29 protein-coding genes and 3 tRNA genes are annotated in these 25,599 nt (G+C 71.7%); 9 read left to right on the top strand and 23 right to left on the bottom strand.

What is annotated here, in order from left to right; genetic code table 11:
- Window positions 1-65: 65 nt before the first annotated feature.
- Window positions 66-764, top strand: coding sequence for a carbon-nitrogen hydrolase family protein (locus ACFFIA_RS40615; RefSeq protein ID WP_377262139.1), 699 nt, complete (start codon window positions 66-68; stop codon window positions 762-764).
- 13 nt (window positions 765-777) lie between these two features.
- On the opposite strand, the gene ACFFIA_RS40620 is transcribed toward ACFFIA_RS40615, so the two are convergent.
- Window positions 778-1,806 carry a Gfo/Idh/MocA family protein gene (locus ACFFIA_RS40620; protein ID WP_377262141.1) on the bottom strand — a complete coding sequence of 343 codons (1,029 nt, stop codon included), beginning with the start codon at window positions 1,804-1,806 and terminating at the stop codon, window positions 778-780.
- Between the two features lie 130 nt (window positions 1,807-1,936).
- Between ACFFIA_RS40620 and ACFFIA_RS40625 the strand changes: the two genes are divergently transcribed.
- The gene (locus ACFFIA_RS40625) at window positions 1,937-3,127 is read left to right on the top strand and encodes an epoxide hydrolase family protein (protein ID WP_377262142.1); all 1,191 of its coding nucleotides are present in this window, start codon (window positions 1,937-1,939) and stop codon (window positions 3,125-3,127) included.
- A gap of 57 nt (window positions 3,128-3,184) precedes the next feature.
- On the opposite strand, the gene ACFFIA_RS40630 is transcribed toward ACFFIA_RS40625, so the two are convergent.
- Both ACFFIA_RS40630 and ACFFIA_RS40635 read right to left on the bottom strand, forming a co-directional pair.
- Window positions 3,185-4,621 (bottom strand): cellulase family glycosylhydrolase, encoded by a 1,437-nt coding sequence (locus tag ACFFIA_RS40630; RefSeq protein ID WP_377262145.1) that lies wholly within the window; start codon window positions 4,619-4,621, stop codon window positions 3,185-3,187.
- Window positions 4,622-4,713: 92 nt separating this feature from the next.
- On the bottom strand, window positions 4,714-5,805 hold the full coding sequence (locus ACFFIA_RS40635; RefSeq protein WP_377262147.1) for a hypothetical protein: 1,092 nt from the start codon (window positions 5,803-5,805) through the stop codon (window positions 4,714-4,716).
- 25 nt (window positions 5,806-5,830) lie between these two features.
- Between ACFFIA_RS40635 and ACFFIA_RS40640 the strand changes: the two genes are divergently transcribed.
- Genes ACFFIA_RS40640 through ACFFIA_RS40650 form a run of 3 tightly spaced genes read left to right on the top strand, consistent with a single transcriptional unit; the run spans window position 5,831 to window position 6,824 of the window.
- On the top strand, window positions 5,831-5,989 hold the full coding sequence (locus ACFFIA_RS40640; protein WP_377262150.1) for a hypothetical protein: 159 nt from the start codon (window positions 5,831-5,833) through the stop codon (window positions 5,987-5,989).
- A 44-nt stretch (window positions 5,990-6,033) separates the two neighbouring features.
- Window positions 6,034-6,558, top strand: coding sequence for a GNAT family N-acetyltransferase (locus ACFFIA_RS40645; RefSeq protein WP_377262153.1), 525 nt, complete (start codon window positions 6,034-6,036; stop codon window positions 6,556-6,558).
- A 35-nt stretch (window positions 6,559-6,593) separates the two neighbouring features.
- Complete coding sequence (locus ACFFIA_RS40650) at window positions 6,594-6,824, top strand: hypothetical protein (protein ID WP_377262156.1); 231 nt, start codon at window positions 6,594-6,596, stop codon at window positions 6,822-6,824.
- Between the two features lie 135 nt (window positions 6,825-6,959).
- Here ACFFIA_RS40650 and ACFFIA_RS40655 read toward each other — a convergent pair whose 3' ends face one another.
- From ACFFIA_RS40655 to ACFFIA_RS40695, 9 genes are all read right to left on the bottom strand, one after another.
- A complete protein-coding gene (locus ACFFIA_RS40655; RefSeq protein WP_377262159.1) occupies window positions 6,960-7,592 on the bottom strand; it encodes a TetR/AcrR family transcriptional regulator in 633 nt (210 codons plus the stop codon).
- A 9-nt stretch (window positions 7,593-7,601) separates the two neighbouring features.
- Entirely contained in the window at window positions 7,602-8,441 is an 840-nt protein-coding gene (locus ACFFIA_RS40660) for an SDR family NAD(P)-dependent oxidoreductase (protein ID WP_377262162.1), read from the bottom strand.
- A gap of 31 nt (window positions 8,442-8,472) precedes the next feature.
- Entirely contained in the window at window positions 8,473-9,747 is a 1,275-nt protein-coding gene (locus tag ACFFIA_RS40665; protein ID WP_377262165.1) for an ABC transporter substrate-binding protein, read from the bottom strand.
- A gap of 20 nt (window positions 9,748-9,767) precedes the next feature.
- Window positions 9,768-10,892: a branched-chain amino acid ABC transporter permease gene (locus tag ACFFIA_RS40670; protein ID WP_377262168.1), complete on the bottom strand. Its 1,125-nt coding sequence runs from the start codon at window positions 10,890-10,892 to the stop codon at window positions 9,768-9,770.
- Entirely contained in the window at window positions 10,889-11,767 is an 879-nt protein-coding gene (locus tag ACFFIA_RS40675; RefSeq protein ID WP_377262171.1) for a branched-chain amino acid ABC transporter permease, read from the bottom strand. Before ACFFIA_RS40675 ends, ACFFIA_RS40670 begins: the two co-directional genes overlap by 4 nt.
- A 13-nt stretch (window positions 11,768-11,780) precedes the next feature.
- A complete protein-coding gene (locus ACFFIA_RS40680; protein ID WP_377262174.1) occupies window positions 11,781-12,500 on the bottom strand; it encodes an ABC transporter ATP-binding protein in 720 nt (239 codons plus the stop codon).
- Complete coding sequence (locus ACFFIA_RS40685) at window positions 12,497-13,288, bottom strand: ABC transporter ATP-binding protein (RefSeq protein ID WP_377262177.1); 792 nt, start codon at window positions 13,286-13,288, stop codon at window positions 12,497-12,499. The genes ACFFIA_RS40680 and ACFFIA_RS40685 overlap by 4 nt, the downstream gene beginning before the upstream one ends.
- A 96-nt stretch (window positions 13,289-13,384) precedes the next feature.
- The gene (locus ACFFIA_RS40690; protein WP_377262180.1) at window positions 13,385-14,491 is read right to left on the bottom strand and encodes an acyl-CoA dehydrogenase family protein; all 1,107 of its coding nucleotides are present in this window, start codon (window positions 14,489-14,491) and stop codon (window positions 13,385-13,387) included.
- Entirely contained in the window at window positions 14,488-15,672 is a 1,185-nt protein-coding gene (locus ACFFIA_RS40695; RefSeq protein ID WP_377262183.1) for an acyl-CoA dehydrogenase family protein, read from the bottom strand. The genes ACFFIA_RS40690 and ACFFIA_RS40695 overlap by 4 nt, the downstream gene beginning before the upstream one ends.
- A gap of 103 nt (window positions 15,673-15,775) precedes the next feature.
- Between ACFFIA_RS40695 and ACFFIA_RS40700 the strand changes: the two genes are divergently transcribed.
- From ACFFIA_RS40700 to ACFFIA_RS40715, 4 genes are all read left to right on the top strand, one after another.
- Window positions 15,776-16,537, top strand: a complete 762-nt coding sequence (locus tag ACFFIA_RS40700) for a class I SAM-dependent methyltransferase (RefSeq protein WP_377262186.1) — start codon at window positions 15,776-15,778, stop codon at window positions 16,535-16,537.
- Between the two features lie 115 nt (window positions 16,538-16,652).
- Window positions 16,653-16,725: transfer RNA gene (locus ACFFIA_RS40705), tRNA-Gly, on the top strand.
- Window positions 16,726-16,762: 37 nt separating this feature from the next.
- Window positions 16,763-16,833, top strand: a tRNA-Cys gene (locus ACFFIA_RS40710).
- 12 nt (window positions 16,834-16,845) lie between these two features.
- A tRNA-Val gene (locus tag ACFFIA_RS40715) sits at window positions 16,846-16,917 on the top strand.
- Window positions 16,918-16,986: 69 nt separating this feature from the next.
- Here the strand turns inward: ACFFIA_RS40715 and ACFFIA_RS40720 are convergent.
- From ACFFIA_RS40720 to ACFFIA_RS40770, 11 genes are all read right to left on the bottom strand, one after another.
- The gene (locus ACFFIA_RS40720) at window positions 16,987-18,177 is read right to left on the bottom strand and encodes a site-specific integrase (RefSeq protein ID WP_377262189.1); all 1,191 of its coding nucleotides are present in this window, start codon (window positions 18,175-18,177) and stop codon (window positions 16,987-16,989) included.
- Window positions 18,177-18,371 carry a helix-turn-helix domain-containing protein gene (locus tag ACFFIA_RS40725; protein WP_377262192.1) on the bottom strand — a complete coding sequence of 65 codons (195 nt, stop codon included), beginning with the start codon at window positions 18,369-18,371 and terminating at the stop codon, window positions 18,177-18,179. Before ACFFIA_RS40725 ends, ACFFIA_RS40720 begins: the two co-directional genes overlap by 1 nt.
- Before the next feature lie 233 nt (window positions 18,372-18,604).
- Window positions 18,605-19,684, bottom strand: coding sequence for an AAA family ATPase (locus ACFFIA_RS40730; protein WP_377262194.1), 1,080 nt, complete (start codon window positions 19,682-19,684; stop codon window positions 18,605-18,607).
- A complete protein-coding gene (locus ACFFIA_RS40735) occupies window positions 19,681-20,562 on the bottom strand; it encodes a bifunctional DNA primase/polymerase (protein ID WP_377262197.1) in 882 nt (293 codons plus the stop codon). Before ACFFIA_RS40735 ends, ACFFIA_RS40730 begins: the two co-directional genes overlap by 4 nt.
- On the bottom strand, window positions 20,559-20,948 hold the full coding sequence (locus tag ACFFIA_RS40740; protein ID WP_377262200.1) for a hypothetical protein: 390 nt from the start codon (window positions 20,946-20,948) through the stop codon (window positions 20,559-20,561). The genes ACFFIA_RS40735 and ACFFIA_RS40740 overlap by 4 nt, the downstream gene beginning before the upstream one ends.
- Complete coding sequence (locus tag ACFFIA_RS40745; RefSeq protein ID WP_377262203.1) at window positions 20,945-21,214, bottom strand: hypothetical protein; 270 nt, start codon at window positions 21,212-21,214, stop codon at window positions 20,945-20,947. Before ACFFIA_RS40745 ends, ACFFIA_RS40740 begins: the two co-directional genes overlap by 4 nt.
- 138 nt (window positions 21,215-21,352) lie before the next feature.
- Window positions 21,353-23,524 (bottom strand): cell division protein FtsK, encoded by a 2,172-nt coding sequence (locus ACFFIA_RS40750; RefSeq protein WP_377262205.1) that lies wholly within the window; start codon window positions 23,522-23,524, stop codon window positions 21,353-21,355.
- Window positions 23,521-23,733 (bottom strand): hypothetical protein, encoded by a 213-nt coding sequence (locus ACFFIA_RS40755; RefSeq protein ID WP_377262208.1) that lies wholly within the window; start codon window positions 23,731-23,733, stop codon window positions 23,521-23,523. The genes ACFFIA_RS40750 and ACFFIA_RS40755 overlap by 4 nt, the downstream gene beginning before the upstream one ends.
- Window positions 23,734-23,972: 239 nt before the next feature.
- Window positions 23,973-24,725, bottom strand: a complete 753-nt coding sequence (locus ACFFIA_RS40760; protein WP_377262211.1) for a hypothetical protein — start codon at window positions 24,723-24,725, stop codon at window positions 23,973-23,975.
- Between the two features lie 31 nt (window positions 24,726-24,756).
- Window positions 24,757-25,230: a hypothetical protein gene (locus tag ACFFIA_RS40765; protein WP_377262213.1), complete on the bottom strand. Its 474-nt coding sequence runs from the start codon at window positions 25,228-25,230 to the stop codon at window positions 24,757-24,759.
- Window positions 25,227-25,598 (bottom strand): RRQRL motif-containing zinc-binding protein, encoded by a 372-nt coding sequence (locus ACFFIA_RS40770; RefSeq protein WP_377262216.1) that lies wholly within the window; start codon window positions 25,596-25,598, stop codon window positions 25,227-25,229. Before ACFFIA_RS40770 ends, ACFFIA_RS40765 begins: the two co-directional genes overlap by 4 nt.
- Window position 25,599 lies beyond the last annotated feature (1 nt).

The raw sequence follows: 25,599 nt of genomic DNA on the forward strand, positions 1-25,599 counted from the left end.
CACCCTAACCTGAAGCTACAACTCAAATCGGACCTAAGTCAACAAACTACCGCTAGATTCGCCCCATGCGTGAGCCGCTGACCATCGCCGTCGCCCAGCCACCGACCGTCTCACACGACCTGGCCACCAACGTGGCCACGCACGCCGCCGTGGTCCGGGCCGCGGGCACGCGCGTCGTGGTCTTCCCCGAGCTCTCCCTCACTGGGTACGAGCTGGAAGCCACCACTGTGGACATCACCGACCCGCGGCTCGGGGCGCTCGTCGAGGCGTGCGCGGCGGCGGGCACGCTCGCGCTGGTGGGCGCCCCGGTCGAGGGCGAGCGCGGCCGGCACATCGCGATGCTGGGGGTGGCGGGGAGCGGCGTCACGGTGGCGTACCGCAAAATCAACATCGCCGGCGACGAGCCCGGACATTTCGTGCCCGGCGACAAGCCGGCCGCGATCGACGTCGACGGCTGGCGGCTCGGGCTGGCGATCTGCAAGGACACCGGCGTACCCCAGCACGCGGCCGACACGGCGGCGCTCGGCATCGACGCGTACGTGGCGGGCGTCGCCGAAGACTCGGTCGCCAAGCTGGAGGAGCGCGCCCACCGCACCGCGACCACGCACCGCGTGTGGGTGGCGGTGGCCAGCTTCGCCGGCCCCACGGGCGGCGGCTTCGCCACGACGGCCGGCCATTCCAGCATCCGCACCCCGACCGGCGAGGTGGTCGCCCAGGCCGGCGCCGCGCCGGGCGAGTTGGCCCGCGCCTCGTTTCACGACTGAGCCCGACAGCTCCCTACCGAGCCGCGCGGTGCAGTGACTCGATGATCCCGATCGCCACGAACGCTTCGCGCGGGTCTACCGGCAACGGGCCGGAGCCGCGCAAGGCCGCCGCCAGCCGCGCGTAGAACTCGCGGTAGCCGCCCCGCTCGGTCGGCACCGGCTCGACGTCGGGCTCGCGCCCCAGCTTGCCCCACGCCTCCGCCGGCTCCACGCCGAAGCCCTCGTCGAGCGGCGACATCCCGGATGCGAGCTGCGACTCCTGCGGGTCGAGCCCCCACTTGGTGTACGCCGCGCCGGAGCCCAGCACGCGGAACCTGAACCCCCGCTGCGCCACCATGCTGCTCATCGCGAGGTGCGAGCGTACGCCCGAGGCGTGGCTGAGCGCGATGAAGCTGTCGTCGTCGTTGACCGCGCCGGGGCGGTGCCGGTCGAGCTCGCCGTAGTACGACGTGACCGGCCCGAAGAGGCGTACCGCCTGGTCGATGAGGTGGGCGCCGATGTCGTACGCCACGCCACCGCCGTCGGCGCCGCTCGTCTCCTGCTTCCACGGCGGGCGAGGGCGGGTGCTGTGCCACTCGAAGCGCGACTCGAAGCGCCACACGTCGCCGAGCGCGCCCGCCTCGACCAGCTTGCGCACGGTCAGGAAGTCGCCGTCCCAGCGCCGGTTCTGGAAGACGGTCAGCGGGACACCGCGAAGCTCGGCCAGCTCGATGAGCTGGGCGGCCTCCAGACTCCGTACCGCCAATGGCTTGTCGACGACGGTGGCCAGCCCACGCTCGAGCGTGCGGGTCGCGATGGCCGCGTGCTCGGGAGTGGGCGCGCCGACCACGACGAGGTCGAAGCCGTCGGCGGCGAGCAGATCGTCCACAGTGGGGAAGATGCGCGCGCCGGGGTGGCGCGAGGCCGCCGCGGCCGACCGCTCGGGGTTGGCGGTGACGATGCCGGCCAGCTCGTACGCCGGGTCGGCGCTGATCAGCGGGGCGTGGAAGACGCGGCCCGCCAGCCCGTATCCGATGATGGCCGCGCGGATGGGATCGCTCACCTGGCCAACTCTCTCACGAGCGCGCCCACGCCGCCGGCGGCGCCGCACGCGGACCAGGCGGGCGGAAATCTCCGCGTTCACCCGGAATTGGCGAGGCGGGCGGTGCCCGCCCGTGGCTAGCGTCGTCCCTATGCCGACCCCGAACGATGTACGCCCGTTTCGTGTCAAGGTCCCGGAGTCGGACCTCACCGACCTGCGCCACCGCGTGCTCGCGACACGGTGGCCCGACCGGGAGACGGTCGCGGACCAGTCGCAGGGCGTCCAGCTCCGGAAGATCCAGGACCTCGTCCGCTACTGGGGCACGGACTACGACTGGCGCAGGGTCGAGGCGAGGCTCAACACGCTGCCGCAGTACGTCACCGACATCGACGGCCTCGACATTCACTTCATCCACGTCCGCTCGACGCAACCGGACGCACTGCCGCTGATCATCACGCACGGCTGGCCCGGCTCGATCCTGGAGCTGCTGAAGGTGATCGGCCCGCTCACCAACCCCACCGCGTACGGTGGGCGGGCCGAGGACGCCTTCGACCTGGTCATCCCCTCGATGCCCGGCTACGGCTTCTCAGAGCGGCCGCGCAGCCCGGGCTGGGATCCCGACCGCATCGGGCGGGCCTGGCACGAGCTGATGGGACGGTTGGGCTACGACCGGTACGTCTCACAGGGCGGCGACTGGGGCGCGGTCGTGGCGGACGCGATGGGCCGCCAGGCACCGCCAGGGCTGCTCGGCATCCACGTCAACATGCCGCCGACCGTGCCGGGCGACCTGGCGAAGGCGATCGACAGCGGTGAACCGCCGCCGTCCGGACTCGCCGACGACGAGCGGGCCGCGTTCGAGGCGCTGAGCACCTTCTTCGCACAGAACGGGGCGTACGGCGTCATGATGATGACCCGCCCGCAGACCGTGGGGTACGGGCTGACCGACTCGCCCGCCGGCCTGGCCGCCTGGATGTACGACAAGTTCGCGCAGTGGACGTACAGCGGCGGGGAGCCCGAGCGCTCGCTCACCAGAGACGAGATGCTCGACGACATCTCGCTCTACTGGCTCACCAACAGTGCCGTCTCCTCCGCGCAGCTCTACTGGGAGAACAACAACAACAATTTCAGCGCGGCGGCCCAGCACACCGACGACGTCTCGGTCCCGGTGGCGGTGACGGTGTTCCCCGGCGAGATCTACCGCGCGCCGCGTAGCTGGACCGAGAAGGCGTACCGCGACCTCATCTACTTCAACCAGGTCGACCGGGGCGGCCACTTCGCCGCCTGGGAGGAGCCGGAGCTCTTCACCGAGGAGCTGCGGGCGGCCTTCCGCCCACTGCGCTGAGCCCGGCGGGCGGCCGCGGGGTGCCAGGCCCCACGGCCGCCCGGGACGAGACTGTACCTAGCGGTTGCGGATGCGGTCGCGGATCCACGAGCCGGCCGGCTTGAGGCGGCTCGTGCCGGCGTACGGGCCGTTGGGGCAGGTGCCGGTCGTGAAGACCGCGCCGCTGCGGAAGTCGTCGGAGAGGTTCCAGTTGACCCAGCTGATCTGCTTCGTGGCCATGAGGTTCAGGTACTGCTGGGCGCGGTTGAAGTCGTTCGCGCCGTCACCGCTGGAGGTCTGCGTGCCGAACTCGGTCACGAACATCGGGATCCGGTCCGCCGCGCGGGACAGTGTGTCCAGGTAGGACTGTCCGTGCGAGGCCGCGTAGAAGTGGAACGTGTACATGATGTTGGAGGCGTTGACCTGGTTGTTGACCACCTCGGCCTCGCTGGCGCCCTCGGAGACGCCGAGTGACGACCAGGCGCGCGTGCCCACCAGCACGACGCCGTCCGGGTCCTGGGCGCGGATCACCGGGATGATCTGCTCGGCGTAGGACTTGATGCTCGCCCAGCTCACGCCGTTCGGCTCGTTGGCGACCTCGTACAGGAGGTTGGGCTTGCCGGCGTGCCGCTGGGCGATCTCGGTGAAGAACGTGCGGGCGCGCGACAGGTTGTAGTTGGGGTCACCGGGCGTGAGCATGTGCCAGTCCACGATCACGTACATGCCCCGCGCGCTGACCTGCTCGATGTAGCTGTGCACGCGGTCGGTGAAGAGCCGAGGGTTGGTCTCGTAGCCGTCCTCCTGGATGTACATGGAGATGCGCACGACGTCGGCCCGCCAGTCGGTGGCCAACGCGTCGAAGGTCGCGTTGCTGTAGCAGCTGGAGAACCACTGGATGCCGTGCGTGCTCATGCCGCGCAGCTGGATCGGCTGCCCGTTCCGGTTGCAGAGCTTGGTGCCGCACACGCGCAGCTGCCCGTTGTTGGCGACCGGCGTGCCGGTGGTGGGCGGCGGCGAGGTGGGGGGCGGGGACGACGGCGGCGGGGACGATGGCGGCGGGGACGATGGCGGCGGGGACGAGGAGGGCGGAGCCGTGGTCGGCACCGGGCCACCACCGCACGGCGCGCCGTTGACCGTGCATCCGGCCGGTACGCCCGGACCGCTGCCGATGAAGCCGAACGTCGTGCTGGCGCCGGCGGCGAGCGTCCCGTTGTACTCGCGGTTGCGGAACGTGTGCCGGTTGCCCGAACTGGTCAGCAGCGCGTCCCAGTAGCTGCCGACCCGCGAGCCCGACGGCAGGTCGAAGGCGACGGTCCATCCGGTGAGCGAGCTGCCCGTGCCGTTCGTGATGGTCATCTTGGCTTCGTAGCCGGAGCCCCAGTCCTGCACCTTGGTGAACGTCGCCGTCACCGAGGCGGCCTGTGCGGGGCCGGCCACCACGATCCCGGCGGTGCCCACGCCCAGCGCCAGGAGCGCGGCCAACAGGATGCGCACCTTCGCCATAGTCTCCTCCATCGATCCGAGAGTGTCGATGGAAAAGGTAAGTAAAGTTGACTAACAGTGTCAAGGGGAGGCGAGCCCGGCGGGAGGTGGCGGACTCCCGGGCATCAGGGCGAATAGCGCCAGATGAGCAGCAGGTACGCCCCGTACCAAGCGGAGAAGAGCGCCAGCACGCCGATGATCAGCGCGGCGTTGCGCACGCGTATCTTCGCCATGCCCGCGGCGATCGGCAACAGCAGCGTGAACGCGGGCACCAGCAGCCGTGCCTTGGAGTGGAAGTAGCCCGCGGTGGCCACGATGGTGGCGAACAGCACCGCGCCGTAGACGAAAAGCGGCCACGGCCACCGCTCCACCGCCAGCAGCACCACCAGCAGGAGGGCGGCCAGCAGCGCGAACGCGCACACGTAGAAGGCGATGTCGGAGCGGCGGGTCAGGTACTGCCAGAGCGCCTCGACCGTGTATCCACCACCGTCGAACTTGGACCCCCACTCGTTGGCCTGCACCCAGAAGTATCCGTCCCAGCGGTCCATCCGCAGGCCGACCCAGCCGACGTAGCCGAGGAAGCCGACCGGGGCGAGCGCGCCGCACAGCCACGGCCGCCAGCCGTCCCGCCCCCGGACCACCGCCACCGCGGCGGCGAGTCCCACCGCGGCGACCAGCGCGGATGCCGACGGGCGGGTGAGGCCCGCGACCAGGGTGAGCCCGCCGGCGATCACCCATCGGCCGCTGACCAGCGCGTACAGCGCCCACGCCGCGAACGCGGTGAACAGGCTCTCGGTGTAGCCGCTCACCTGGATGACCGCGTGCGGCAGCACCGCCCAGAGAGCGACCAGCAGGATGCCGGTGCGCCGGTCGCGCAGGTGCGCGCCGAGCAGGTAGAGGCCCCACGCGGCGGCCAGCGCCGCGCCCCACGCGATGAGCACTCCCGCCGTCCACGATGGACCGGGCGTGATCGGTGCCAGCACCGCGATCATCGCCGGGAAGAGCGGAAACATCGCGTACGCCTTGGGCGCGTGCGGGCCGTACCCGTCGTTGGCGATCCGCGAGTACCAGTGCGAGTCGTAGCGGTTGCCCAGCAGGCTGGGTACATCCCAGCCGCCCACCTGGTGCGAGATCACCGCCAGCACCACCACGCCGGCCAGGTGCAGCCCCACGAACACGCCCAACGCCGGCAGTGCCCGCAGCACAGGCTCCGGCATCCGCACGACCGCCACCGCTCCCCCTATGAACGACCGCTTCGCCACCAAGACGCGCGAACGAGGAGCAGCGTTGCACAAATCAGTCGGCCGCGATGCCCCTGATTCCGGCACCTCTTCCCAAACGGTCTTTTTCGCGGCCACTCAGCCTGCGTACCACCGCTTTCAGATCATTTCCCCGCTCTGAGAAATCGGCTGCGCGGAGGCGGGCGCACCGCTACGGTGGCGCGGATGTTGGTCAGACGCGAGACCCCCGCCGACACCGCCGCGGTCCGGGCCGTCCACAGCGCGGCCTTCGCGGCACCTGACGATCCCGATGGGGTACCGGTGGAGGCCGGCCTGGTCGACGCCCTGCGCGCCAGCGACGCCTGGCTGCCGGCGCTCTCGCTGGTCTGCGCCGCACCCGACGGGGCGGTGGTGGGGCACGTGGTCTGCACGCGCGCACGGATCGCCGGCGAGCCGGTCGCGCTCGGCCTCGGCCCGCTCGGCGTCGCGCCGGCGTGGCAGCGGCGCGGCGTGGGATCGGCGCTCATGTACGCGGTGCTCGGCGCGGCCGACGCGCTCGACGAGCCGGTCGTGGTGCTGCTCGGGCACACCGACTACTACCCGCGCTTCGGCTTCCGCGCCGCCGCCGAGCTGGGCATCACGCCGCCGGTGGCCGAGTGGGGCGCGCACTTCCAGGCGCGGCCGCTGACCGCGCACCGGGAGTCGCTGCGCGGCCCGTTCACCTACGCCGCGCCCTTCGACGACCTGTGAGGCATGGATCGCGCCATCGCGGGTAGCCGATGGGCATGACGATGACACAGGAGACCGGCCAGATCACCGGTACGAAGGACAAGGACTACAACATCATCTGGTTTACCGAGGCGTGCCTGAAAAACGCGCTGCGCCTGGAGACCTACATCCAGGATGCCGAGCGCGCGGGTGACCAGGAGCTCGCCGACTTCTTCCGGCGCGCGCAGAGCGAGAGCCGCAAGGGCGCCGAGCAGGGCAAGCAGATGCTCAGCTCGCGGCTGCGCTGACGCCCGTAACGGGCCCGCCAGCCTCAGGGCCTGTTCATCAGGGTCGGTCGAGCCGAGGTCCAGGCGGTGTCCGGTGCCGCCGGACGCCGTCTGGTCCGGGTCCGCCGCGGGCCGGACATGCCCCTTATGACAGCCCTAAGACGCGGGCGGGCCCACGCTCGCCGCGATCGCGGCGACCAGCAGCGCCGAGACCGTGCGGGTCATCGCCCGCCGCGCCCCCTCGCAGTCCAGCCCCAGCCCGTCGCGGAGCATCGACCACGCCGGCCACATGCTCGCGGCGACCAGTGCGTCGACCAGCTCCCCCGCCCCCGGGCCGGCCAGTTGCAGCTCCGGGGCGAAGAGCTGCTCCACCTCCCGGCGTACCCGCCCGATGTGCTTGGCGCGGTTGCGGCGCAGCTGGGGCGAGGTGGGCTCGCGCATCGCCGCGGCCTTGAAGATCGGCGCGAACATCTGCATCAGCTCGGCGCGCTGCCGGCAGTACGCGTCGACCCGCTGCCGCAGCGGCAGGTCGGTCGGCACCTGCCGGTATGCCGCGTCCTGCCGCTCCAGCACCGTCACGCCGCTCGCCTCGAACAGCGTCTCCATGTCCTTGAAGTTGATCCAGAGCGTGCGCAGCGAGATGCCGGCCCGCTCCGCGATGCGCTCGCCGGTCGGGCGCAGGTCGCCCTCGGAGATCAGCGCGAGGTGAGCCTCCACGATCGCCCGGCGGGTACGCTCCGCCCGCGCGGTCCGGCCGTCCACGCGTCCCGCCGCCTCCGTCCCGGTCATGCGCCGAGTCTAGGTCGTTCCTTGATCAGATGACTCCAGGGAACGCTGGATGCCGTTCATGGCGCGCAGCCAGCGATCGGGGTCGGTCGCCCGGCGGCGGTAGTGCTCGGCCACCTCGGCGTGCGGCAGCACCAGGAACCGGTCGCCGGCCAGCGCCTCCTCGACCCGGTCGGCCACCTCCTCGGCACCGATCGCGCCCTCCTCCAGGAGCGCGCCGGCCCGCCCCGCCCGGTCGAGCATCGGCGTACGGACGCCCTGCGGGCAGAGCGCCTGCACGGTGATGCCCCGGTGGTGGTACGTGGCGCGCAGCCACTCCGCGTAGCCGATCGCCGCGTGCTTGGTGACCGCGTACGGCGCACCGCCGAGCATGGTCAGCAGACCGGCCGCCGAGGCGGTGACCAGCAGCCGCCCCCGCCCGGCCGCCAGCCATCGGGGCAGCAGGGCCCGGGCGGCGTACACGTGGGCCATCACGTTGACCCGCCACGACAGCTCCCACGCGGCGTCAGGATCGCCGGTCGCCTCGTCGGCGGCGACGCCCGCGTTGGCGCAGAAGAGGTCGATCCCGCCGTAGCGCTCCCAGACGGTCGCCACGAGCTGGCCCACCGCTGCCGGGTCGCCCGCGTCGCCGGAGAGCGCGACGCCGCCCACACGCTCCGCGACGCCCCGGGCGGCATCCGTGTCGAGGTCGTTGACCACCACCACCGCGCCCCGCTCGGCGAAGCGCCGGGCCAGTGCCGCGCCGATGCCCGAGCCGCCGCCGGTCACGACCGTGACCGCGCCCGCCAGCCGCAGTGCCGCCGCGCCGGCTCCATCCACTGTGTACCCCTCCCGGGTAGGCGGTGCCCGCACGGCGGGAGCCGGCCGCGCGGGCACCGCTCGCTCACGCCGCGGGTATCCCGTTGGACGGCGGCGCTGGCGGCTGCTCCGCGTACTCCCGCACCGGACCGTCCGCCTCGTCGGTCTCGTAGATGGGGCCGAAGTACTCCTGCGTGCTCCCGGTGACCTTGGTCATCCGCAGCCCACCGTACCCGGAATGGTCGTCGGCGGAGAAGCGCAGCGGCGCGAGACCGGGCCCGCGGAAGCCGCCCTTCTCCACGGCCTCGGTGATGCCCTCGCGGGTCAGGTCCTTGCCGGCGGCCTGGAGCGCCTGCACGAAGAGGTAGCCGACCGCCATGCCGTACACGATGTTGCCGTCGAACGGCGCGGCCGCGTTGTACTGATCGTTGATCCGCTTGAACAGCGCGGTCCACGGGTCGTCCAGGTCGAACTGCGACGGCAGGTAGTTGACCGCGAGCAGCCCTTCGAGCAGCGCCTTGTTCTCGCCGAGGAGGCCGGCGAGCGTGGTGAGGTCGGCGCCCACATTGGACACCACCCACTGTGGACGGAAGCCGAGCCGGGCCGCGGTGCCGATCGCCAGCGCGGTGAACGGCGGCACCGTGGCCAGCACGACCACCTGGCAGCCGCCCGCCTTGAGCGCGCCCACCTGCGGGCCGACGTTGGGGTTGCTGGTGACGTACTTCTCCTTCACGCCCACGCCGTTCGCGCCGAGGACGTTCTCCACGCCGAGCAGGCTGTCCCGCCCGAAGTCGTCGTCCTGGCCGAGGAAGCAGACCTTCTGCCCAGCGAAGTTCTGCTCGATGTACGTGGCCAGGATCTTGCCCTCGACCGTGTAGTCCGGGTTGAAGCCGAACGTCCCCGGGTACTTGTCCGGCTGGTCCCAGCTGCGGCTGCCGGAGGCGACGAAGAGGTCGGGCACGCGGTTGCTGGCGAGGAAGTCGAGCACGCCGGTGTGCGTACCGGTGCCGAGACCGTTGAGGATCGCGAAGACTTTGTCCTGGAGCACGAGCTGGCGCACCACCTGCTGCGTGTTGGCCGGGTTGTACGCGTCGTCCATGATCTTGTACGTGATCTTCCGGCCGTGCACGCCGCCGTTGGCGTTGACGTGGTCGAAGTACGCCTTCGTGGCCGGCGCGATCTTCGAGTAGCCGGCCGAGGCCTGGCCGGTGAGGGGCATGTGCGTGCCGACCACGACCTCGGTGTCGGTCACGCCGGGGACGGCCGCGCTGCCGCCACCTCCGTCGTCACCGCCGCACGCCGCGGCGGCCAGCACCAGCGCGACCGACGCGCCGGCGGCCAGAAACTGCTTGAGCTGCATGGATACCCACCTCTCTGTGGTCACACGGCGTGGTCCGCCGGCGGCTGGGTCACCGGCCGGCGCTGCTCCGGGGGTCGGTCGGCCGGACCGGCGCCCCGCCGGCCCCCGCCCCACCTCCCGGCGCGGATCCGCCCGCCCGCGCGGGCCAGCAGGCCCTGGACGCCGCCGGGCGCGAGGAGCATGACGGCGACCAGCGTGCTGCCGAAGATCGCCAGTGGAAGGTTGCCGTCGAGCCGCTGGGCGGCGGCCGGCGAGAGCGAGAGCGCCTCGGTCAGCGAGTGGGTCGCCTCGGGGAGCAGCACCAGCAGCACCGCACCCCACACCGCGCCGGCGAGGCGCCCCAGGCCGCCGATGACGACGGCCATCACGAGGAACAGCGACAGCGTCAGCGAGAACGCGCCGGGCGAGACGCTCTGCGCGAGCACGGCCAGCAGCCCTCCCCCGAGCCCCGCGCACGCCGCGCTCACCACGAACGCGAGCACCTGGGTACGCGCCACGTTGATGCCGGCGAGGCGGGCGGCCACCTCGTCGTCGCGGACCGCCCGGAACTGCCGCCCGTACCGGCTGCGCACCAGGTTGGCGAGCAGGAACATGGTGAGCAGCGCACCGGTGAGCGCGAGCCAGGCCTGCCACCGCTCGTACGGGAACGTGGCGCCGAGCGCGAGCGGCGGTGGCTCGACGAAGATGGAGAGCCCTTGGTCGCCGTTGAAGACGCCGTCGAACGCGGTGGTGATCGCCGGCACGATGACCGCGACGGCGAGCGTGACACCGGCAAGGTACGGCCCTCGCAGCCGTGCCGCCGCGAGCCCCACCACCAGCCCGGCGACGAGCGCGGTGGCCACGCCGATCGCGAGCGACACCGGCAGGACCCAGCCCTCACTGATTTCCCGGTCACGAAACGCGTTCTGCGCCAGCGCGACCGGGTAGGCGCCGGTGGCCATCAGCGCGCCGTGCCCGAGTGAGAGCTGCCCGCTCAGTCCGGTGAGGACGGTCAGCCCGGCGGTCGCGCAGAGGTACGCGGCCACGGTGGCGAGCTGGTAGTTGCGGAACGGCGCGAGCCCGTACGTGAGGGCGAGCAGCGCGGCCGCCGCCACCGCTGTCAGCGCGAGGTGGCGCACCACTGTGGACTGCCGGAGCGCGTTCACACGCGCCTCGCCGCGACGCCGGAGAAGAGGCCGGAGGGGCGCACCAGCAGCACCGCGAGCAGCAGGGCCAGCACCGCGAGCGGGGTCATCTCCGCGCCCGCGTACCCGCTGACATAGGAGAGGACGAGCCCGACGGTGAGACCGCCGGCGACGGCGCCCAGCGGGCTGTCCAGCCCGCCCACCACCGCGCCGGTGAAGGCGGTGACGAAGACCAGGTCCATCGAGGTGGGATGGAGGCCGAGTCCGGTCGGTACGACCAGCATCGCGGCGAGCGCGCCGACCGCCGAGGCGAGCGCCCAGGCCAGCGTCCGCATGCCGGCCACGTTGACGCCGAGCAGGCGGGAGACCTCCGGGGCGAACGCCGCGGCCCGCAGCCGCAGCCCGACCGGCGTACGCGTGAACAGCAGCGCCAGCCCGACCATCAGCACCACCACGGCCCCGAAGACGAAGAGGTCGTACCGGGAGAGGAAGGCGAGCCCGCCGACCGTGAACGCGGTGCGGCTGAAGGGCGCCTCGGCGGGCCGGTACTCGTTGCCGTACGCCATGCCCAGCCCGGCCTGGATGACCAGCACGAGTCCCAACGCGACGATGACCGCGTTGAGCGGCGAGGCGTGGCCGACGAAGCGCATCACGCCCCGCTCCACCAGCACGCCGAGCGCCAGTCCACTGAGGAGCGCGGCGGCGAAGCCCAGCCAGTACGAGCCGGTGGCGGCGGTGACGCTGTAGGCGGCGTAGACGGTGGCCACCGCCATCGCGCCCTGCGCGAAGTTGACGATCCGGGCGCCCCGCCAGATGAGCACCAGCGCCAGCGCGAACGCGGCGTAGACCGCGCCGCGGGACAGCCCGTCGAACGTGAGGAACACGAACCGGTCCACCGGCCCCCTCCCTTCAGAAGCCCAGGTATGCGTGGCGCAGCGCGGTGTCGTCGCGCAGCCGCGCCGCCGGGGCGGTCACGGCGATCCGGCCGAGCGACATGACCACGCCGTCGTCGGCCACGGAGAGGGCGCCCCGCACGTTCTGCTCGACCAGTAGCACGGTGAGCCCGCCGGTGTCGCGCAGCCGCCGCAGCAGCGCCATGATCTGGGCGGTGACGCGGGGCGCCAGCCCCAGCGACGGCTCGTCGAGCAGCAGCAGCCGCGGCCGCCCGACCAGTGCACGGGCGAGCGCGAGCATCTGCCGCTCGCCGCCGGAGAGCTGGTGTCCACTGTGTCCGCGCCGGCGGGCGAGGGCCGGAAGCAGCTCGTATGCCTCGGCCATGTCACGCCGGAGGCCGGCGGCGTCACCGCGCCACAGGCCGCCGAGGCGCAAGTTTTCCTCGACGGTCAGCTCGGCCACGACCCCCCGGCCCTGCGGCACGTGCGCGAGCCCGCGCCGCACGAGGTGCTCCACTTTGGATCCGCGCAGGTCGGTGCCGTCGAAGACGATCCGGCCCGCGGTGGGCTTCAGGAGCCCCGAGAGGGTACGCAACAGCGTGGTCTTGCCGGCCCCGTTGGCGCCCAGCACGGCGGTGATCGCACCGCGCGGGACGGTCAGGTCGACCTCGCGCAGCACCGGCGCGGCTCCGTAGCCGGCGACCAGGCCGCGAACCTCCAGGATGGACTCGGTCATGCCGGTGCCTCCGCGTCCACTGTGCTCGCATCGGCGCCCAGGTATGCCTCCGCGACGGCGGGGTTGTCGCGCACCTCGTCGGGCGTGCCGGCGGCGACCACGCGGCCGAAGTCGAGCACCACGATCTCGTCGCAGACCGCCATCACCAAATCCATGTGGTGCTCGACCAACACGACCGCGCAGTCGCCACCGCCCCGCTCGGGCAGCGACCGGATCAGCTGGCCCAACTCCTCGACCTCCTCGGCGCCGAGGCCGCCGGCCGGCTCGTCGAGCAGGAGCAGGCGGGGCCGGGCGGCGAGCGCGCGGGCGAGGGCGACCCGCTTGCGCACCGCGTACGGCAAAGTGGCCGGCGCGGCGCCCGCGTATCCCTCCGCGCCCACCTCGGCCAGGCACTCCATCGCCAGCGCGCGCAGGCGGCGCTCGTCGCGGTCGCTCCACGGCAGCCCGAGGAGTGCCGGCACGAAGCCGGCGCGGGCCGTGTGGCTCGCCCCCACCATCACGTTTTCCAGCACGGTCAGGCCGTCGAAGAGCCCGACCCCCTGGAGCGTGCGGGCGATGCCGTGCGCGGTGAGCCGGTGGGGCCGGAGGCGCAGCGGCGCGCCGTCGAGCGTCATCGAGCCGGCGGACGGCGCGACGAAGCCACACACGACATTGAAAAGCGTGGTCTTGCCGGCGCCGTTGGGCCCGATCACACCGACGATGTGGCCGGGCGGCACGCGCATCGACACGTCGTCGAGCGCGACCAGTCCGCCGAACCGTGCGGTGATGCCGTGCAACGCCAGGCCCATGCTCACCTCACCGGGTGATTACACCAGGAGTGTAGGTTGTTGGATCGAGCGGTCCAATCCCCTGTTACGTGCTCGTTACGCGGTTGCCCTTTGGAGTCAGACGGCGGGCAGGTCGACGAGATCGCCGAGGGCTTTGCGGTGCCGGTCGGCCGTGCCGAAGGCGATCGCCGACGCCTTGGCCCGCTTGAGGTACAGGTGCGCCGGATACTCCCAGGTGAAGCCGATCCCGCCGTGCAACTGGACGCACTCCTCGGCCGCGGTCACCGCGACCGGGCCGCAGTGCGCCTGCGCCAGCGCGGCCGCGATCTCCGCCTCCGCGCCCGGTGCGGCCGCGCATGCCGCCGCGTAGCGGGCCACCGCCCGCGCCTGCGTGACGTCGACCCACAGGTCGGCCAGCCGGTGCTTGACCGCCTGGAACGAGCCGACCGGGCGGCCGAACTGGCGGCGCTCCTTCACGTACGCCACCGTCCGCTCCAGGCACCACGACGCGACGCCGAGCTGCTCGGCGGCGAGCAGGGCGGCACCGACGGTGAGCGCGGCGCGGACGGCGGCGCGCCCGGCGTCTCCGTCCGCGATCCGCTCCCCCGGCGCGCCGTCGAGCGTGAGGTCGCAGAGCTGCCGGGTCGCGTCGAGGGAGACGACCGGAGTGCGGACCACGCCCGGACCCTCGGCGTCCACCGCCCAGAGGCCATCCGCCGCCGGCGCCAGCAGCACGTCCGCCGGGAGTGCGTCCGCCACGCTCGTGATCGTGCCGGCGACCCTCCCCGCCGTCGCGGTGGCGGTCGCCGGCGGGCTCTCGTGGGGCGACCGGGAGAACGGCACCGCGAGCGCCGCGATCATGTGGTCGCCGGCCAGGCGGCGCAGCAGGTCGGAGGCGTCGCAGGCGAGCAGGGCGGTGGTGGCGACGACGGCGCTGCCCAGGTACGGCACCGGCGCCACCGCGCGCCCCAGCTCCTCCAGCACGAGCGAGGTGACCCGGTGCCCCGCCCCGGCGCCGCCGAGCGCCTCGGGCACGAGCAGCCCGGCGAGCCCCATCTCGCCCGCGAGCACGCGCCACAGCTTCGCGTCGTACGGCTCACCGCCGTCGATCCGGGCCAGCGTGTCGGTGAAACGGTCCTCTGTGGAGAGCAGCGCGCGGAGGCTGGCCCGCAGGTCCTCCTCGGTGTCGTCGTAGCGCAGGTCGGGAACCGTGGACGCGCTCATCGGGGCAGGTCCTTCCACGCGATGCCGGTGTCGGTGCGCGGCTCGGCCGGCAGCCCCAGCACGCGCTCGGCGATGATGCCGCGCAGGATCTCCGAGGTGCCGCCTTCGATCGAGTTGCCCTTGGCCCGCAGGTATCGGTGTGTCGCCACGCGGTCCAGGACGTCGGTGCGGTCCGGGCGGCGCAGGCTCCAGTCGTCGTGCCGCAGCCCCTCCTGGCCGAGCAGCTCCAGCTCCACGCCGGTGATCCGCTGGGCGAGCGTGGCGTGGACGAGCTTGACCGCGGAGCCCTCCGGACCCGGCTCGCCCGCGGCCAGTCGCTGGCGCAGCCGCACGCCGGTCAGCCGCGCCGCCTCGGCCCGCACCCAGAGCCGCATCAGCTCGTCGTGCATCCCCGGCGTACGCAACTCGGGCCGCTCCCGCCAGGTCTGCGCGAGCGGCTGGATCGGGCCGCCCTCGCGGGACACGGGGGTGCCGCCGATCGCGACCCGCTCGTTCATCAACGTGGTGCGGGCGACCGCCCAGCCCTCGCCCGGCTCGCCCAGCCGCAGGTCGTCCGGGAGGCGCACGTCGCTGAGGAAGACCTCGTTGAACTCCGCCTCGCCGGTGGCCTGCCGCAGCGGTCGCACCTCGACACCGGGGGCGGTCATGTCGCAGACGAAGTAGGTCAACCCGCGGTGTTTGGGCGCGTCAGGGTCGCTGCGTGCCAACAGGATGCCCCAGCGCGCCTTGTGGGCGAGCGAGTTCCACACCTTCTGCCCGCTCACGATCCAGGCGTCTCCGTCGCGGACGGCTCGCGTGCCGACCGCGGCCAGGTCGGATCCGGCGCCCGGCTCGCTGAAGAGCTGGCACCACACCTCCTCGCCGGTCCAGAGTGGACGGAGGAAGCGCCGGCGCTGCTCCTCCGTGCCGTGGCGCAGGATGGTCGGCGCGGCCATGCCCAACCCGATGCCGATCCGGCCGGGATCGTTGTCCGGCGCGCCCGCCGCTTCGAGCTCCGCGTCGACCACCGCCTGGAGCGCGCGCGGCGCGCCCAGCCCGCCGAGCCCGACCGGGAAGTGCACCCACGCCAGCCCCGCGTCGAAGCGGGCGCGGAGGAAGGCGAGCGGATCGCCCGTGTCGTGGGCCAGCAACTCCTGGACCAACGCCCGCAGCTCGCCCGCCGCCCATGTTTTTACACTCACAGTGCAAGTATATGGCGACGGGACCCTCCCGGGGAAGCCATCAGTTCCCGGCACGATCAGGACGAGCGCGACATCAAGATTTATCGAAACCTATGCTCGGATCATGGATGGAGCCGACCCGGACCACTGGTCCACCGTCGCCGCGAGCTGGGCTGAGCTGTGGGGCGGGTTCGCCGAGCCCGCCTGGCACGCGATCCTCGATGCGAGCGGCGTGGTGCCCGGCGCGCGCCTGCTCGACGTCGGCTGCGGCGCGGGCGACCTCCTCGCGTACGCCGCCGCCCGCGGGCTGGCGGTGGCCGGCATCGACCCGGCGCCCGGCATGGTCGAGTACGCGCGCGCCCGCCTCCCCGGGGCCGACATCCGGCTGGGCTCCGCCGAGCGGCTGCCCTGGCCTGACGCGACCTTCGACCTGGTCGTGTCGGTGAACGCCCTCCAGTTCGCCGAGGACACGCTGGAGGCACTGGCGGAGTTTGTCCGCGTAACAACCGCAGTGGCCGGCTATGTGGCCATTGCCAATTGGGCGGAAGGCTCCCAAAACGACCTGGACACGATCGAGGCAGCCGTCGCCCACGCGGACGGCGAGGAGCCCATGCCCGACGGCGAGCTGCGCCAGCCGGGCGGCCTGGAGCGCCTGCTCGCCGAGGGCGGCCTCGAACTGGTCACCGCCGGCCTGGTGCGGCTCCCCTGGCACGCGAGCGACGACGACACACTGGCCCGCGGCGTACTCCTGGGCGAAGACCCCGACACGATCGCCGCACGAGCACCGATCGTGCTGGCCGCCGCCCGCCCGTACCGCACGGAGGATGGTCGATACCGCCTGGTGAACGCCTTCCGCTACGCGGTCGGACGCCGCCCGGAGCGCTGACCAGGCCGACCGCCCTCGCCGCGACACGACGCGCCGAGCGGCAACCGAGTTGGCAGTTGCTTCGCGACTCGGCTAAAGTTCTCATCCGTCGCCGGGAAACACCCCGGCTGGCAGTGCGGACGTAGCGCAGTTGGTAGCGCATCACCTTGCCAAGGTGAGGGTCGCGGGTTCGAGTCCCGTCGTCCGCTCGGAGTGAGGCCGCGACAAGACGTCGGGGGTCACCTCGGTGGAGTGGCCGAGAGGCGAGGCAACGGCCTGCAAAGCCGTCTACACGGGTTCAAATCCCGTCTCCACCTCGCACCACATACGGGCGATTGGCGCAGTGGGAGCGCGCTTCCTTGACACGGAAGAGGTCACTGGTTCAAACCCAGTATCGCCCACGCAGGTCAGGGGCCACATTCCATCGAAGAATGTGGCCCCTGTTGCTGTCTGCGCGTCAATCTGCGCGTCTATGCATCTGAAACCGCCGCGTCGCCCGCGAAGATCCGGTCCATGGCGACCGCGCCGTTGAGCAACACCGGGCGCAGTTGGTGGCGGTAGACCGCTTCCGTTACCCGCGTTCCGGCGTGCCCGCACAGCTCCGCGATCTCCTCCAGGGACACCCCGTTGTCAGACAGCAGCGACACGAAGCTGTGTCGCAGCTCCCGAGGTGTCCATGCCTTCGGGTCGAGCCCTGCGGCCTTGACGACTCGCCGGAAACCGCGCCGGACGTTGGCGGCGTCCAACTCGGTGCCGACGCGCGAGGCGAACACTAGCCCGGTGTCCCGCCACGCCTTCCCGGCTCGATCCCGTTCCGCCTCTTGCGCCTTCCGGTGCTCGCGGAGCGCGGCCACGCCACGCAGCGGTAGCGCTAGCGTCCGGCGCGACTTCTTCGTCTTGGTGTCGCCATGCTCGCGCACTGAACGCCATACCTCGATCGAGGGTGGCACGGGCGGATCGTCGCCTGGCCGGCCGTCGAGGTCGACGTGATCCCAGGTGAGAGCGCGAAGCTCCTCAGTGCGCGCGCCCACGACCAGCGAGATCACGATGTAGGCGTAGAGCGGCGTGCCCTCAGCCGCGTTGAGCAGCGCCCGCGCTTGGTCGAACGTAAGGGACTTCGACGGGCGTCCCGCCTGGCCCTTCGGCACGCCGCACAGCGCGGCGACGTTGCGCTTGACCTTGTCTCGCGCCATCGCCCGATCGAGTGCCCGACTCAGGCACTCATGCAGCCGCTGCACGGTGCTAGTGCTCAGCGTCTTGGCCTTCACGGCGAGCCACTTGTCCACATCCTCGGCGCTTAGTTCATGGCGCTTGTTGGGGTCGCGGAGCTTGCGCGCGCCAAGGTCAGGGATGATGTGTCCTCGGCACAGGTATCCGTATTTGGCGATGGTGCTCGTTGATCTGCCTGGCAGACCGTAGGTGAGCCAGTCGTTCACGGCATCGGCCACGGTGTAGTGCTGCGGCGCGATCGTCAGCCCGTCTTCGTGGTCGCGCATGACCTCCTTGAGCTTGGCCCTCGCCTCCGTCTTGGTCTTGCCGCTCCCGCTGCGGTAGATCCGCTTGCCTGCGGGCGTGTAGCCGATCGTGACCTCGGCGATCCAGCGCTGCCGCTTCTCACTCCAGTACAGGGCGCCATCGCCCTTGCTGCGTCGCTTGGTCATCAGGCGGCCTGCCCGATGCTCTCAGTCTCAAGCAGGGCCACGTATTCGGCGATCGCCCCTGCGGGGATGCGTCGCGCGGCGCCTTCCCGGACGGACCGGAGACGCCCGCTGCGCATGAGTTCGTAGATGACGGTGCGGCTCAGGCTGAGGATCGCGGTCGCCTCAGCCACCGTGTAGAGGGCCTTGGTTGGCATCGTGAACGCTTCTCCCGTGTCGGGGGTACCGGATGGTGGGTACCGGCATCGATTCGGCAGGAAGGCGCAGGGCGGCCGACTGAGAGCCACGCTGAGCCAAGATTTGTGGGGGTCCGGTGTGATACCTACCGCCTGAGGCTTACAGGGCTTCTCAGGCGGTTTATGCAGGTCAGGGCGTATCCGGGGACACCCCTGGTCAGGGTGTCCCCGGATCGATCTAGCGTTTGCGCAGCTCAGAGCATGTTCGGGGACTCGGGGGACACCGGGGACACATCTTGCGGGGTGTCCCCGGGCGGTCCGGGTAGCCGGTAGCGTCCGCCCGCGTCGGCGGCGACCTGTCCGTCCCGCAGCATCCGTTGCAAGGTCTTCTTGACCAACTCGGCGTCGATGCCGGTGACCTCGGCGATGACCTTGGGTCGGGTGCCGGGGTTGTCGCGGAGCCAGCGCGCGATCGCGGCGCGGGTTTCGCCCATGGCGTTGTCGCTGGCCGGTCCGTCGAGCATGTACCAGGCACCCGAGGCGGGTTGGAAGCCAAGCGCGTACTCGGCTTCGTCCACGTCCCGCCCGGTCACGTGCAGCACCCCGTCCGCCGATCCGCGCGGGCGCTTGAGCACCAACGTGGCGTCGGCGGCACCGGCGATGCCATTGGTGCCAGACACCTCGGACAGGAAGTCCTCCGACCCCGCCTTGCGCACGTGGTGGACCAACAACACGGCAATGCCGTATTGGTCGGCCACCTTCTTGATCCGGCCCACAGCGTGGTAGTCCGCGTCGTACGCGGACGCGCCCGGCGGCGACTGTCCGCGTAGCTTGGCGAACACGTCGATGATGACCATGCGGGCGTCGCGGTGGGCGTCGAGCCATCCGGCGATCGCTTCGTCCCCGCCCTGCGGCAGCGGCGGGCACCCGGTGGTCAGGGTCAGCGCGGCCGGGGCGGGTTGTCCACCGAGCACGGTGGCGATCCGGGCCTGTAGCCGGCGCGGGGTGTCCTCCAGCGCGAGGTAGAGCACCGGTCCGCCTTCGACCGGGATGGAGTCGAACGCCCGCCCCCCGGCGGCGACCGCCAACCCGAGGGCGAGGGACATCCACGACTTGCCGACCTTCGGCGGCCCACACAGCAGCGACACGCCCTCGCAGATGATGCCGGGGACCGCCCACCGGGGCGGCGGAAAGTCCATCGTCATCAGGTCAGCGGCGGTCCACGCCGTGCGCAGGCGTCCCGGCGCCCGGCGCACCGGGGACAGCGCCCCGGCGTCGTCACCGGGGTGCACGACCCGCAGGTCGGGCCGGTCAGCGGGTAGTGGGGCGGTCATGCGGCCACGCTCCTTGGACGTCGAGCACCGGCGGTCAGGCCGGATCGGATGGTGCGGTCGGTCTCGCGCGGCCGAAGGCCGCTGGAGTAGGCAGCCTGCGTCAGCAGGCCGGTTACGTCCGTGTCGGTCAGGGCACCACCGGCCACGAACTGCCCGAGTAGCACGGCGGACATGTAGAGCACGTGATTGCGCTTGCCTTCCGGCGCACCGGCGATCAGCGCTAGCTGCCGGTCGATCGCGGCCCGCAGGTACGCGGCGGTACGGTCGCTGCCCAGCTCGACCGTGACCGGCTGTTGCGGCGGCAGCGGCGCGGGGGCGAGCAAGGTAACCAGCCAGTCGGGCAGCGGCGCCGGATCGCGGTCCCATTCGACGCGGTACGGCAACCCGTTGACTTCGCTGCCGGCGGCGACGACGTAGCCGCCGTGGGCGCGGGTGTCGATGAGCCACCCAAGCGCCGCTTGGGTGTTGCGCAGCTCCGGCCCGACCTCGGGGTGCCGGTAGTACAGGTGGGTGCCGCCGCCGCCGGTGGTCACGGTGTAGGTGTCCCACATCTGCGCGTACGCGGTCGGGGTGGCGTGCCGGTCGGCGAGCACGGTCAGCACGTCGCCCCCGTCGTTCACGCCCGGCATCTGCCACTCGGCCGGTGTGGTCTTGCCCGGCTTGGGCCGGTCGAGGTCGACAACCGTGAGGCCGGATGGTCCACATGCGACACCGATGTTGAAGGCGCCCGCTGACCAGCACCGGCGGATGCGGTCCGGGTCAACGGTCGCGCGGGTCTCCCACTCGCGGACGGCGGGCAGCTTGTCCCCCGGCCGTATCGGGAAGACGTGCCAACCCCGCGAGGCGGCAGCAAGAGCGATGTCCAGCAAGGCACTCATGCGGCACGCTCCGCGCGGTCGCGGTAGGCGACCGGTCCGACGACAGCGGCCGGTGTGAGCGCCGCTTCGGCGCAGGTCTTGTGACAGGGCTGCCGGTCGAACGGGTCGAGCAACACCGTGGGTTGGTCGCACAGGTGGCACAGCTCCGTCCGGGCGATGACGGTTGCCCGGTGCTCGGTGCGCCAGTCCAGAAGCCGCGCGGCGCCGGTGTAGAGCCAGAACGCGTTACGCAGCAACGGTTGCCGGTCGCGGCGCGCGGCGATGAGCGGACGGGCATCCGCCGGTCCGTCGAGGTCGATCCCGGTCCCGGTGCGGGTCAGGGTCACCCCGGCGTCCTGCGCGCGGGCAAGCAGTTGGATGCCGGTGGGGCGGACAACAGCTCTCATCGGGCGTCCCGGTGGAGCTGACGCAGGTGGTTGGCGATCCGGCGCCCGGCCCGAAGGCGTAGGCCGTCGCCGTGGCAGCGGCGGCACAGCCGGTAGATCTTGCCGATCGGCCCGCGCTTGCGGCCGGTCCCGGCGCAGCGACGGCACGCCGTGAACGGCCAGAGCCAGCACGTGAACGCGTAACCGAGCGTGACAACGATCATGATAAGGAGAAGAACGCCGATCATGGCACCATCGGCGGTAGCGGTAGCGGCGAGGATGGGCACAGCAAGCCTCCAGAGGCCGGTTTCAGGGTGTGCGGGGCCGCTGGCGCTACCCCGCTACCTGCGGGGGTAGCGGCTGGCCAGGGCGGTAGCGGCAGGGGGTAGCGGCGGCGCTACCGGTAGCAGCGCCGCCGCTACCTTTCAGGGGGTGCCGCGTCCCCGGATCGCGGTGTCGATGGCGTCGAGGCGGGCGCCCTTGAGCGTCTCCCCGGCAACCTTCACGTTCACGCTTGGTACACGAAGCGCCCGCAACTGCGCGGAGATCGCGTCCGGGGTGATGTCGGCGTAGTGCTCCGGGAACCGCTCGGCGAGGCGGGCGGCGATGTGCTGCCAGTGCAGGCCACGCTCGCCGGGGTTGAACACGGCACGCACGTCCGCGAGGGCGTCACGTACCTCGCGCTCGATCTGCTCACCGGCGGCGAGGCCGGACAGCGTCCCGGCCGCGATCCGGTGCTTACGCGCGGCGGTGAGGATCTTCTCGGCGTCCTCGTGGTCGGCCAGGTAGGTCCGCACGATCGCGGTGTCGTCGCTGTGTCCGTAGAGGATGCCCACACCCAGGTAGGGCTTGCCGGTGGGCAGCGCGGACGCGTCGTAGCCCTCGGCGTACGCGTCCCCGCCGAGCACGGCGCGGGACACCACGTCGTTGCCGCACTTGAGCGCGAACCTGACGGCGTGGTTGTCGCGGTAGCGGTTGAACAGCCGGGACACGTCCCCGGCGCCGACACCGGACGGCTTCTGCGACGACGAAATGATGATCACACCGGCGGACGGGCCAACGGCCATGATGAACGACAGCAGGGCGGCGATTTCCTTGTTGACGTCCTGGTCATCGGTCTCGAAGTAGTTCTGGAACTCCTCCATGACCAGCACCCACACCCGCAGTTGCGCGTACCGGCGGGACAACTCGCGGGTGATCTTCCCCTCGGGGCACTCGGTCACCGGCAGCTTGGACAGGAAGTCGTTGACCTCCTCGATGTGCCGCTTGACCTCGCGCAACGTCTCCAACAGGTGGGTGATCGGGTCGTTGTCGCGGCTGTTCGGCACGACACCGCACACGTACCGGTGCGCCACGAGCCGGAACTTGTCCCAGTCGGCGGACATCTTCCCGTCGACCACGATCAGCCGCACGTACGGGTCGAGCGCCGCGTACAGCGCGAGCAGGCGGGCCGAGAACGTCTTGCCCTTACGGGGTTGAGCGCCCACAAGGACGCTGATCCACATGAGCAGTAGGCCGACCTTCCGGCCGCGCTCGTCCAGGCCGAACGGGGCCGGGGACCAGATGTCGCGCGGCTTGCCGTCCAGCATCGGCGTCCGTCCGGCGGGCACGGCCAGCGGGTCACGGTCGGCCACGAACAGCAGGTGCCGGCGGTGCGAGGTGGTGTCGCGGGTGATGAACACCTGGTTGATCGACACGTCGAGCCCGGACGCGATCGCGCCCTTTGCCTTGATGGCGTCGTTGAACGTCTTGCCGTACGGCAGATCGATGACCACCTGCGACCCGCTGTCCGTGGCGTCGCGGGACATCTGCGATCCAAACTCGACGGTCTGGTTTGGACGGTCGGGGTTTCCGAGTCCGGCGGCGTAGTAGGCGCGTAGCACGATGTCGGAGTTGATGCGCCGGAACCGTCCCGCCACCGTGGCCGGGGTGATGATCGGCCGATCGGCGGGGCGCCCGATGTGGGCAAGGCCAGCGACGGCCAGCACTACCGCGAGCGCGGTAGCCCACCACGGGGCCATGGCGTACGCGATCGGGACGCCGCAGACCAGCGCGACCGCTTCGCAGAGCAGCACGAAACCGCGCCACGAGCGGGTGGACTTGGTCTCCCGGTGCAGCTTGAGCCACGTCGCCGGGTCGTTGTCCTCGGCGGCCTTCTGCCGCAGCGTGTACTGCTCAGCCACCCACCACCAACGTGCCTGCCGGCCGATCAGCCGGAACACGCCGATGACGGACCAGAACAGCGCCTGTGCGGCGTACCACGGCGAGCGGATCGCGTGGAAGCCGACGCGGTAGCCGGTCACCTTCGCCGCGTACCGCAGGGACGCCTTGACGTTCGCCCACCCCTGCAACCAGGTCGGCACCATCGGCGCCTGACCCTCGCCCTTGCCCGGCCGGGGCAGGTCTACCGGGTTGCCGCCCGGGGTCGGCTCTTCGTCAAGCAGCGTCTCGAAGTGCGTGTCAGTCGCGGCCCGCTGACGGCGGGCGCGGGCGCCGTCGAGGTCCACCACGTCAGCGCCGCTGGTCAGGTCAGCCTCAGCGGCCTGCCAGTCGAACCGGTCGTCAGGGTTCGGGTTGGGGACGGGGTTGGTCGTCACAGGGTCACCTCCTCGAATAGTCCGGCGAAGGTCAGGAAGTCGCCGAGCACGGCGGCGGCGTCCGGGTCGTGCAGGCCGATGTCGTGCAGGTGCGTGAGCACGTCGCCACCGTCGCGACGGTCTACCGCCGACGCGAGGTCGGCGAGGGTGACCGCGAACTCGTCAAGCTCGGTGCTGGTGAGCGCGGCCGTGATGGTCGGTGCGACCATGAAGGTTCCTCCGGAAGCTCTTGCAGGGCGGATGGTGGGGCCGGGGCGCGGCCGGATGCTTGCCGGCGAGGCCGCGCCCCGGGCGTGGTCAGGCGGCGAGACGGAAGTCGGACTTCCTGGCGGGCCGCTGCTTGGTCGTGGGGGGAGGCGTCGGGGTGGCTGGTGTGGTGCGACGGTGCTTGGCCTGGTAGCGGTAGCGACGGGCAAACATGGGTTGGTCCTTCCTTCAGCGGGTCGAGCTACGCGGCGTCGGCCAGGGCGGGCGTTGCGGCAGGTCGGGCCGGGGTTGCTGACGCCACCGTGGCGGCAGACTCGGCGGGGCGGACGGTGGGCAGGTAGCGGCGAGCGGTGGACTCGGACACGCCCGCCTTGGCGGCGATGGCGGCGATGGTGGCGCCGGGCATCTTGGCGGCAGCCTTGGCGACCTTGTCCGCCGATGGCGCCTTCCGTGCCACCTGCGGCCGGGACGCGTTGCCGGTCGACTTCGGGGCCGATGTGACGGGTGCCGGGTCGATCGCCGGGGCGGCGACCGGTGCGACGGCGGGGATCGGGACGGCGGGCGCGTCGGTGGCGACGGCGCGGCGGGTGCCGGTGGCGAGCAGGGCGCCGGTGGCCATGACCATGAGGCCGTCAACGGCGAGCGGGCCGATAGCGACGGTCAGCGGGTCCTCGCTGTAGAACGCGAGTAGGCCGGACAGGTGTCGGTAGGAGACCACGGCGGCGACCACGGCGACCGGGAGCAGGCCGACGTACCGCAGGATCGCCCAGCGGGCGCCGGACGGCCATGGCACGCGGGTCAGGATCTCGACCGCTACGAACAGCGCGAGCGGCCAGAACACCGCGCCGACCACGGCACCGGTCTGCGGCTGCCACCCGTCCGGGGCGCCGGAGGGCGGGACGTAGGAGTGTGCGACGTTGGCCGCGACGGACACGCCGCCACCCAACAGGGCGCCGACGTACGCCCAACCACGGCCAGCGATACGGAGCTTCATCAGGGGATCTCTCCAATCAGGACAGTCAAGGTCAGTGCTTGCAGCCAGAGCAGTGCATGCCGGGGCAGCACACCCCGGCGCGGGTCAGGAAGCGGCTCAGCACGTACAGCGCGAGCGCGGCGCCGATCAGCAGAGGAAGGGCGGCGATCAGGGCTTGCACGGCCAGCCACACCAGGTAGGCCACGCCAGCCAGCACGGCCAGCGACAGCACGCTTACGGCCGTGACCACGGCGGCGCGGCGGCGCCAGCGTCGAGGCAGCGGCGCGGCGATCGTGCGGGCGGTGACGATGCGGGGCGAGTGCACGGTGCCCGGGGTCGGCTGGTGTAGCCGCATCCGCAGCATCACCGCGCCCGGCATGTTCACCACCGGTCGCGGCGCGGTCGCCGCAACCAACCGACCGTTGTCCATCGTGGACCGGAGCACGTTCGCCACGTGCTCAGGGGTGCCGAACACCGTCCGGTCTACGTACCGTGGCGGCGAGGTTGTACGGGTCTGACGGGTCATCGGATGGTCCGTCCCTCCGAGCAGTCCAGGCACTCACCAAGCGAGTGCGGGATGTAGTAGGGCTTGACCTGCGCGCATTCCCGGCAGGTCCGGCGGGCCGCCAGCGCCCGGTCGATCGCCGCGCGCTGACGCGGTGTCGCGGTGCGCTTCGGCCGGGCCAGGTCGAGGCGGTACAGGTAGGCGGTTCGGGTGCCGCCGATGCCGCGCCAGAGGACCTGTGCGGCGACCGGCTGACGGCCGGGACACAGGCCCTTCGCGCGCAGTTGGCGGCGGGTGGCGTAGCCGGCGGGAGCGCCGCGCCACCAGTAGGTGGGGATGCCGTACCGGGCGCCTTCCGGGTCGTGGAACGCGGCGCGGATGCGGGACACG

Origin of the sequence: Phytohabitans kaempferiae (genome assembly GCF_042433955.1) — a bacterium.
GTDB classification, from domain to species: Bacteria; Actinomycetota; Actinomycetes; order Mycobacteriales; family Micromonosporaceae; genus Phytohabitans; species Phytohabitans kaempferiae.

What these genes read in the sequence shown, in the direction of transcription:
- ACFFIA_RS40615 (WP_377262139.1), top strand. Translation starts at nt 66, where the DNA reads ATGCGTGAGCCGCTGACCATCGCCGTCGCCCAGCCACCGACCGTCTCA.
- ACFFIA_RS40625 (WP_377262142.1), top strand. Translation starts at nt 1,937, where the DNA reads ATGCCGACCCCGAACGATGTACGCCCGTTTCGTGTCAAGGTCCCGGAG.
- ACFFIA_RS40630 (WP_377262145.1), bottom strand. Translation starts at nt 4,621, where the DNA reads ATGGAGGAGACTATGGCGAAGGTGCGCATCCTGTTGGCCGCGCTCCTG.
- ACFFIA_RS40635 (WP_377262147.1), bottom strand. Translation starts at nt 5,805, where the DNA reads ATGCCGGAGCCTGTGCTGCGGGCACTGCCGGCGTTGGGCGTGTTCGTG.
- ACFFIA_RS40640 (WP_377262150.1), top strand. Translation starts at nt 5,831, where the DNA reads ATGAACGACCGCTTCGCCACCAAGACGCGCGAACGAGGAGCAGCGTTG.
- ACFFIA_RS40645 (WP_377262153.1), top strand. Translation starts at nt 6,034, where the DNA reads ATGTTGGTCAGACGCGAGACCCCCGCCGACACCGCCGCGGTCCGGGCC.
- ACFFIA_RS40650 (WP_377262156.1), top strand. Translation starts at nt 6,594, where the DNA reads ATGACGATGACACAGGAGACCGGCCAGATCACCGGTACGAAGGACAAG.
- ACFFIA_RS40655 (WP_377262159.1), bottom strand. Translation starts at nt 7,592, where the DNA reads ATGACCGGGACGGAGGCGGCGGGACGCGTGGACGGCCGGACCGCGCGG.
- ACFFIA_RS40665 (WP_377262165.1), bottom strand. Translation starts at nt 9,747, where the DNA reads ATGCAGCTCAAGCAGTTTCTGGCCGCCGGCGCGTCGGTCGCGCTGGTG.
- ACFFIA_RS40680 (WP_377262174.1), bottom strand. Translation starts at nt 12,500, where the DNA reads ATGACCGAGTCCATCCTGGAGGTTCGCGGCCTGGTCGCCGGCTACGGA.
- ACFFIA_RS40685 (WP_377262177.1), bottom strand. Translation starts at nt 13,288, where the DNA reads ATGGGCCTGGCGTTGCACGGCATCACCGCACGGTTCGGCGGACTGGTC.
- ACFFIA_RS40690 (WP_377262180.1), bottom strand. Translation starts at nt 14,491, where the DNA reads ATGAGCGCGTCCACGGTTCCCGACCTGCGCTACGACGACACCGAGGAG.
- ACFFIA_RS40700 (WP_377262186.1), top strand. Translation starts at nt 15,776, where the DNA reads ATGGATGGAGCCGACCCGGACCACTGGTCCACCGTCGCCGCGAGCTGG.
- ACFFIA_RS40720 (WP_377262189.1), bottom strand. Translation starts at nt 18,177, where the DNA reads ATGACCAAGCGACGCAGCAAGGGCGATGGCGCCCTGTACTGGAGTGAG.
- ACFFIA_RS40725 (WP_377262192.1), bottom strand. Translation starts at nt 18,371, where the DNA reads ATGCCAACCAAGGCCCTCTACACGGTGGCTGAGGCGACCGCGATCCTC.
- ACFFIA_RS40730 (WP_377262194.1), bottom strand. Translation starts at nt 19,684, where the DNA reads ATGACCGCCCCACTACCCGCTGACCGGCCCGACCTGCGGGTCGTGCAC.
- ACFFIA_RS40735 (WP_377262197.1), bottom strand. Translation starts at nt 20,562, where the DNA reads ATGAGTGCCTTGCTGGACATCGCTCTTGCTGCCGCCTCGCGGGGTTGG.
- ACFFIA_RS40740 (WP_377262200.1), bottom strand. Translation starts at nt 20,948, where the DNA reads ATGAGAGCTGTTGTCCGCCCCACCGGCATCCAACTGCTTGCCCGCGCG.
- ACFFIA_RS40755 (WP_377262208.1), bottom strand. Translation starts at nt 23,733, where the DNA reads ATGGTCGCACCGACCATCACGGCCGCGCTCACCAGCACCGAGCTTGAC.
- ACFFIA_RS40760 (WP_377262211.1), bottom strand. Translation starts at nt 24,725, where the DNA reads ATGAAGCTCCGTATCGCTGGCCGTGGTTGGGCGTACGTCGGCGCCCTG.
- ACFFIA_RS40765 (WP_377262213.1), bottom strand. Translation starts at nt 25,230, where the DNA reads ATGACCCGTCAGACCCGTACAACCTCGCCGCCACGGTACGTAGACCGG.